Origin of the sequence: uncultured Tateyamaria sp. (assembly GCF_947488715.1) — a bacterium.
GTDB lineage: Bacteria > Pseudomonadota > Alphaproteobacteria > Rhodobacterales > Rhodobacteraceae > Tateyamaria.
In genome coordinates, this window is sequence record NZ_CANLAG010000012.1 from 68,772 (window position 1) to 76,110 (window position 7,339).

At 63.4% G+C, this 7,339-nt stretch carries 10 protein-coding genes; 7 read left to right on the forward strand and 3 right to left on the reverse strand.

Annotated elements, in window-relative coordinates; translation table 11 throughout:
• Window positions 1-278: 278 nt before the first annotated feature.
• The 7 genes from puhB (at window position 279) to Q0936_RS19440 (ending at window position 5,496) form a co-directional block, all read left to right on the forward strand.
• The gene (gene puhB / locus Q0936_RS19410) at window positions 279-911 is read left to right on the forward strand and encodes a photosynthetic complex putative assembly protein PuhB (protein ID WP_299292934.1); all 633 of its coding nucleotides are present in this window, start codon (window positions 279-281) and stop codon (window positions 909-911) included.
• Between the two features lie 5 nt (window positions 912-916).
• Entirely contained in the window at window positions 917-1,384 is a 468-nt protein-coding gene (gene puhC / locus Q0936_RS19415) for a photosynthetic complex assembly protein PuhC (protein ID WP_299292936.1), read from the forward strand.
• Window positions 1,385-1,403: 19 nt separating this feature from the next.
• Window positions 1,404-1,700, forward strand: a complete 297-nt coding sequence (locus Q0936_RS19420) for a hypothetical protein (RefSeq protein ID WP_299292938.1) — start codon at window positions 1,404-1,406, stop codon at window positions 1,698-1,700.
• Complete coding sequence (acsF, locus tag Q0936_RS19425) at window positions 1,697-2,800, forward strand: magnesium-protoporphyrin IX monomethyl ester (oxidative) cyclase (protein ID WP_299292940.1); 1,104 nt, start codon at window positions 1,697-1,699, stop codon at window positions 2,798-2,800. Before Q0936_RS19420 ends, acsF begins: the two co-directional genes overlap by 4 nt.
• A 112-nt stretch (window positions 2,801-2,912) precedes the next feature.
• Window positions 2,913-3,725 (forward strand): putative photosynthetic complex assembly protein PuhE, encoded by an 813-nt coding sequence (gene puhE / locus Q0936_RS19430; RefSeq protein WP_299292942.1) that lies wholly within the window; start codon window positions 2,913-2,915, stop codon window positions 3,723-3,725.
• Complete coding sequence (gene hemA / locus Q0936_RS19435) at window positions 3,715-4,929, forward strand: 5-aminolevulinate synthase (RefSeq protein WP_299292944.1); 1,215 nt, start codon at window positions 3,715-3,717, stop codon at window positions 4,927-4,929. Before puhE ends, hemA begins: the two co-directional genes overlap by 11 nt.
• 126 nt (window positions 4,930-5,055) lie before the next feature.
• Window positions 5,056-5,496: a c-type cytochrome gene (locus Q0936_RS19440; RefSeq protein WP_299146326.1), complete on the forward strand. Its 441-nt coding sequence runs from the start codon at window positions 5,056-5,058 to the stop codon at window positions 5,494-5,496.
• A 191-nt stretch (window positions 5,497-5,687) separates the two neighbouring features.
• Here Q0936_RS19440 and Q0936_RS19445 read toward each other — a convergent pair whose 3' ends face one another.
• The 3 genes from Q0936_RS19445 to Q0936_RS19455 all read right to left on the reverse strand — a co-directional run.
• Window positions 5,688-6,188 (reverse strand): DinB family protein, encoded by a 501-nt coding sequence (locus tag Q0936_RS19445; protein WP_299292946.1) that lies wholly within the window; start codon window positions 6,186-6,188, stop codon window positions 5,688-5,690.
• Between the two features lie 48 nt (window positions 6,189-6,236).
• Entirely contained in the window at window positions 6,237-6,920 is a 684-nt protein-coding gene (locus Q0936_RS19450; protein WP_299292949.1) for a hypothetical protein, read from the reverse strand.
• Between the two features lie 237 nt (window positions 6,921-7,157).
• A partial coding sequence (locus Q0936_RS19455; RefSeq protein ID WP_299378362.1) for a hypothetical protein occupies window positions 7,158-7,339 on the reverse strand: 182 nt, incomplete at its 5' end.

Consider the following 7,339-nt stretch of genomic DNA (forward strand, 5'->3'; position numbering starts at 1 on the left):
GAAACCGCTGCGCGCCATAAGCCTGACCCGAACCGGACCCGTCCGGCGGATGGCGCGTGACGAGGGCCGCGCCCGACCCTGGGTGGGCGCAAACGGCCTCTGGACAATGCAGATCAACGGCAACCCGCACATCAGTGGTGCCTTGCCCGACGTCTTCAACGCGCCCTCCCGGGGGGAGGGTCGGGCGCGGCCCGGGGGTGCCCCCCGGGCGATCCACACCCACCGAAACGCCCCCGGACCCGATCACGGGCCAAACTCCATGGAAGGGAATGTGCGCCATGTCCCATGACGACTTCGAAATCGAGCCGGTGAACGGCCTCCCCGAACGCCCCCCCGAGGGCGAGGAGATCCTGTGGCAAGGCAGACCCTCGACCCTCGCCCTGGCGCGCGAGGCGCTCAACCTCAACTGGATCATCGGCTATTTCGCCGTGCTCACCGCATGGCGCTTTGTCACCGTGGTCGACCTCATGCCACTCGGCCAGGCCATTGGCGCCACCGTGCCGCTGGTGCTGCTGGGGGCGGTGGTCTGCGGCCTCCTGCTGCTGACCGCGCTCATTCAGGCGCGCGCCACCGTCTACACGGTCACCACGTCCCGCGTCGCCATGCGCATTGGCGCGGCCCTGACGCTCACGCTCAACCTGCCCTACCGCGAACTGGGCAACGCCGCCCTTGACCTGCGCAAGAACGGCACGGGTACCATCGCGCTCGACACCACGGGCGCCACGAAACTCAGCTATCTGGTGATCTGGCCCCACGCGCGGCCCTGGCACTTGTCCAAACCGCAACCCGCCCTGCGCTGCATCCCCGACGCCGAAAACGTGGCACAGATCCTCGCCAACGCGGCCGAGGCGCGGATCAGCACCCCGCAGGTCACCCGCACCACACCGCTCGACGCGGTCGCGGCGGAGTAAGCGCGATGAACAACACCGCCTCCCCCCGCATCCACGCCCAAGAGGACGAGCTTGTCCCCCGCATCCTCGTGCGCGCCGTGCTCGCACTCCTGCTGATCATCCTGTCGCTGGTCACCATCGCCACGCTCACAGGCCGCCCACTGGAAAGCACCCCGGCCCAGACCGAAATCTTGCAGGAACGCGCGCTCTTTATCACCGGCGACGCCTCGGGTGCCGCCCGCGTGCTGGACGCAAACGGCACCGTGCTGGCCGATTTCGCCGCGGACAAGGGCGGCTTTGTCGCCGGCATCGAACGTGTGCTGCACCGCGAACGCGCCAAGGTGGGCGCAGACCCATCCGCGCCCGTGCTGCTGCGCCTGCGCGCAGGCAACCGCCTGTCACTATACGACCCCGAAACCAACTGGTCGGCCGAGCTCATGGGCTTTGGCGCCGACAATCTCCGCACTTTCGCCAGGTTGCTGGACCAACCCTAACCCACTGGAGGAAGCCACCATGGGACTACTGACAAAGGACATCGAACGTGCCCCCTGCACGGTTGAAATCAGCCACAAGTTCGAAAGCCTGCACGCCCACGTGCGGTTCAACAACGGCGCCGTCATCTATCCCGGTGACGAAGTGCACGTGAAAGGCCCCGAGATCATGGCCCCCTTCGGTGAAATCGTCACCGAAGACCGCGAGGCGGTGATCGTGCGCGCCTCCAAACTGGAACGGCTCTGGACCCGCCTCACCGGCGATCTCGAAGTCATGGAACTGTGCGAGTTTTCTTTCTCCGAAGAGGTGACGCTATGAACGCCCCTGTCAAACACACATCCGACATCACCGACGCCGAGGAATCGCTGAAACTGCAACAATCGCAGGCCATCACCGACAGCGACGGCGCCACGGAACTGGCGATGCAGAACACCCTGCTGACCCCGCGCTTCTACACCACCGATTTCGACGAAATGGACGCGATCGACGTGACCCCCGTGCGCGCCGACTGGGATGACCTGATTGCCCAGATGGTCTCTGACCCCAACAAGGGCCATTTCAAGAAAAACGCCGACTGGGACACGGTCGACTGGGACGGGATGGAGCCGCAGCTGAAAAAGGAATTCATCGACTTCCTCGTCAGCTCCTGCACCGCCGAATTTTCGGGCTGCGTCCTCTACAAGGAAATGAAACGCCGCGGCAACAATGCCGACATCACTCAGCTGTTCCAACTGATGGCACGGGACGAGGCGCGGCATGCCGGTTTCATCAACGACGCCCTGCGCGAAGCGGGTATCGCGGTCAATCTGGGCTTTCTCACCCAGAAAAAGAAATACACCTATTTCCGGCCCAAATTCATCTACTACGCCACCTACCTCAGCGAAAAAATCGGCTACGCCCGCTACATCACCATCTTCCGCCATCTCGAGGCGAACCCCGAACACCGCTTCCACCCAATCTTCAAATGGTTCGAGGAATGGTGCAACGACGAGTTCTCACACGGCGAAGCCTTCGCGCTGCTGATGAAGACGGACCCCAAACTGACCTCCGGCGTCAACGTGCTGTGGATCAAATTCTTCCTCACCGCCGTCTACGCCACCATGTACGTGCGCGACCACCAGCGCCCCGCTTTCCACAAGGCCCTGGGCGTCGATCCCGATTGGTACGCCCACGAGGTCTTCACCAAAACATCGATCCTCAGCCAGCAGATCTTCCCGATCACCCTCGACATCGACCACCCCCGCTGGCAACGCGGGCTGGAACGGCTGCAAAAGGCCAATGTCGACATGGCGGGCGCCAAGGGCCTCAAGAAAATCACCGCCCAGATCCGCGCCGCCGCCGCCTTCGTGTCACTCTTCACGATCCCGTCCAAAAAACACCAGGTCCCGGCCTCGGTGCGCATGGAACCGGCCTACTGATGCAGGTCCGCGCACATATCCTCCCCCCGGCTTCATTGTTCGGAAAATATGCCGGGGGAACGCCGCAGGCGTGGGGGCAGCGCCCCCTGCCCGGCACGGAGTGTGCGCCCACATGACCCCCTGGATCGCCGCCCTCATTGCCCTCTTCGTCTGGTGGTTCTCCACCGGCACGATCCTGATGGCGGTGAAATATGCCGACCGCGCGGGCCCTTCCGTGCGCGCGCGCACCACATGGGCGACCCTGCCGCTTATGGTGGCGGGTGCCTACGGCGCATGGTGGTCCATGACCCAGACGGACATCTTCGGCGTCTACGTGGCCTTCCTGTCGGCGCTGGCGCTGTGGGGCTGGATCGAACTGGCGTTCCTGACGGGCGTGATCACCGGGCCCAACACCAACCGGCTGCCCGACCACACGCCCGAATGGCAACGCTTCATCCGCGCCTGGGGCACCGTCGCCTATCACGAGATGCTGCTCGCCGCGACCGTCATCGCCTTGGCGCTAACCCAGTACGAGGCGGCAAACCCCTTCACCTTCTACACCTTCGCCGTGCTCTTCTTTGCCCGCATCTCGGCCAAGCTGAACCTCTTTCTCGGCGTCCCCCGCATCCACGTGGAATTCCTGCCGCAGGCGCTCTCACACCTGCCCAGCCACTTCCGCACACGTGGCATGAACTGGCTCTTCCCGATCTCGGTCACCGCGCTGACCTTTGCCGCCGCCTGCTGGCTTGAACGGCTCTATGTCGCGGACACCACTGGGCACATCACGGGCTTTGCCCTGCTGACGGCCCTGACGGCGCTCGCCGCACTTGAACACTGGGTGATGGTCCTTCCCATCCCCGACGAACGGCTCTGGCGGTGGATGCTGCCTGCGCCCAAACCAACACCAGAACAACACACAAACCAAGGGGGACATCATGGACTTTGATGCACTGTTCCAAACGCAGATCGACGCGCTCAAGGACGAAGGCAACTACCGCATCTTCGCGGAACTGGAACGCCAGGCTGGCGCCTTCCCGCGCGCCAAATGCCACGACACTGATACCCCCGACGAAGTCACCGTATGGTGCTCCAACGACTACCTCGGCATGGGCCAGCACGACAGCGTGCTCCAATCGATGAAGGACGCGGTTGACCTCTACGGCGCAGGCGCAGGCGGCACGCGCAACATCTCGGGCACCAACCACGCCCACAAACAGCTCGAGGCGGAACTCGCCGACCTCCATGGCAAGGACAGCGCGCTGCTCTTCACCTCCGGCTACGTGTCGAACTGGGCCGCGCTCTCCACACTCGGCTCCCGGCTCCCCGACGCCGTGATCCTCTCGGATGAACTCAACCACGCCTCCATGATCGAAGGTATCCGCCACTCCCGCGCGAACAAGGTCATCTGGAAACACAACGACCCCGAAGACCTCGACCGCAAACTCAGCGCCCTGCCCGCCAACGCCCCCAAGATCGTGGCGTTTGAGAGCGTCTATTCCATGGACGGCGACATTTGCCCGATGCAGGAAATCGTCGAAGTGGCCGAAAAACACGGCGCCATGACATACCTCGACGAGGTCCACGCCGTTGGCCTCTACGGCCCACGCGGCGGCGGCATCTCTGAAAAAGAAGGGCTGGCCGACCGCATCACCCTGATCGAAGGGACGCTGGGCAAAGCCTACGGCGTCGTGGGCGGCTACGTCACCGGGTCCGAGGCCATGTGCGACTTTATCCGCTCGTTCTCGTCGGGGTTCATCTTTACCACCGCCCTGCCCCCGGCCGTGGCCGCGGCGGCGCGCACATCCATCCGCCACCTCAAACAGTCCGACCAGGAACGCATCACGCAACGCGAACGCGTCGCCTATCTGCGCAAACGGCTGGACCAGGAAGGCATCCCGCATCTTGAAAACCCGTCCCACATCATCCCCGTGATGATCAAGGATCCGGTCAAATGCCGCATGCTGTCGGACTACCTGATGCAGCGCTACGGCATCTACGTCCAACCCATCAACTACCCCACCGTGCCCAAAGGCACCGAACGGCTGCGCTTTACCCCCGGTCCGCTGCACACGATCGACGACATCGAACACCTCGTCTACGCGCTCAAGGACCTGTGGAAACAATGCGCCATCAGCCACGCGGTTGCGTGATACCAGACCCGTTTAGGGGGAATTGCCGATCACAATTCCCCCCTTGCAGCCCTTCAAGTCAAAGTTACTGTTGACTTGAAGCCGAACCCACTACGTTCTTGCGAAAGAACTAGGAAGGAGACACCCATGTTCCGCACACTCGCCATTCTGGCCACCGCAACCCTCGCCGCCCCGGCCTTTGCCGACGGTCACGCCTCGGGCGACGCCGCCGCCGGTGAAAAAGCATTCCGCCAGTGCATTTCCTGCCACGTCGTTGTCGATGACGCAGGCGAAACGCTCGCTGGCAAAAAGGCCAAGACCGGCCCCAACCTCTACGGCATCGTGGGTGGCAACTTCGGCATGGTCGACGGCTTCCGCTATTCCGACATCAACCAGCTCGCCGCCGGCATGGAAGACCTCAAAGTCTCCGAAGAAGTCTTCGTAGCCTATGTCCAGGACCCCACCGGCTACCTGCGCGAAGCGACAGGCGACAAGGGCCGCTCGAAAATGACCTACAAAGTCCGCAAGGAAGAGGACGCCGTGAACATCTACGCCTACCTCGCCTCGCTCCAGCCCGTCGCGGAGTAATCGCACCCTTCACAGGGTCAAAGAACATCAAAGCCGCCGGTGTAGCCCACCGGCGGCTTTTTTGCGCCTTCCAGTGGCGCTCCTGCCCACCACGCCCAAATGAACACGCACCTCACAGGCTCAAACAAAGCCAATCGGCGTGGGGTGCACGGACGGCCTTCTCATACCCTCACGACGCGTCTCGCAGGGTCTCAGGCCAACATCGGCAGGTCCGTGGCCTCCGGCATGGCCCCTGCCGCCGTCAGCATCCCGTGGATCTGCCCCCGGTGATGCGTCTGATGGTTGAACAGATGGGCAAAACAGACCGTCGCAGGCTTCTCCACCCGCACCTCTCCCCCACCCGGATACCACGCGATAACCCCCTTCAGGTCGTCCACACTCAGCGCATCGGCCCAGGCTTCGATGGCGGCATCCTGCGCCACCCGCCGGGCCTTGAACACACCCCAATCGCCCGGTTCGGTCAGGGACACGTCCATGTCCCGCTCTGGCCGCGTGTTGCCCTCAAATCGCGCCAACCAAAGCGCATCGTCCCACAGCAGGTGATTAAACGTGGCCCCAATCGATCCAAAGAACGCGCCCCGATCCATCCAACGTGCGGACGGCTCCAATCCACTCGCCGCCGTCACCAGCGATCTGTTCTGCCACGTGTTGTACCGCGCCATCAGGCGCAGGTGGGTCAACATCGCATCCATTCCGTCCGCCTCCTGCACTGCCCTCGCAGGGCGCCCCTCGCGTCCACTTCACGTAATGATCCGCACCTCGGTCACATCTCCGTCCACCTCGCGACAGGCCGCCAGCAGCCGCCGCTCCAAATGGGTCTGCACATAGGCCCCGTGAAACCGCGACGGCGCCCGCAGGGTCAACCGCCCCCCGGCCCGCTCCACACGCTCCAGCCCCGCAATCCACGACGCATATAGCCCCGCGTCCTCGCCATACAGCACCGCCTGCGCCAGCGCCCATTCCGTGCCTGCGCTCAGGTCCGGTGCGCGCACGTCGCCCTTCACGGGCATCGGCACCACCTTCGACGTCTCCGGCTCTGCCGCCCCCATCCGCAATTCGAAATCCGGCCCGACAGCAGCCCAATACGCCTCCGTATCCTGCAACATCCGTTCCAGGTCCAATCCGTGCTCTGTCACCCTGCCCCGCGCGCCCTGCCGTTTGACCACCAGCCAGCCCCGCGCGCGCAACAGCGCCATCTCGCGTTTCACTGTCCGCTCGTCCACCGACCACAGCCGCGCAATCTCGCGCTGACCCACGGCGAGCTCATCCCGCGCCCAGTTGTAGCGCGCCGTCATCAGCGTCAGCAGCCGCAGAACCCGCCGCTGGTCATGTTTGCCCTGCGCCAACGCATAGGCGCCCAAGGCTGTGATGATGTCATATTTGCGCGCAGACGCGCCCCGGCCCACTGGCCTCAGCGTTTGCATAACTGCCCTCATTTCTCGAAAATGTCCGGGCTGCCCCGGATCACACCTGCCGACGGTTGGTTTTCCACGGTTCTGGCCGCTTTTCCGTCTCTGCCTCTGATTTGCGTCCGATCCCCCGATTCTGTCAAGGGGGCATGTGGATAACCCCTGCCCCCAATCCTGTTTCGAATAGAAATCTGGGTATTAATGGTATTGGGGGACATACAGACTGTCCCCTATTTCAGCCCATTTGTCACCCTATGGAATGTGGTTGCCCAAAACCTGTCCCCAAAATGTCGGGGCGGGCGCTGCATTCACCGAATCTCCACACATCCCCTGTTCCACAAGGCGCGCGCCGTTTCTGTCCCCGCGGGGACAACCATAATCCCCTTTTGCTTTTTCCGCAAAACCGGCGTAAATCTGGAACTGAGCAGAATTAG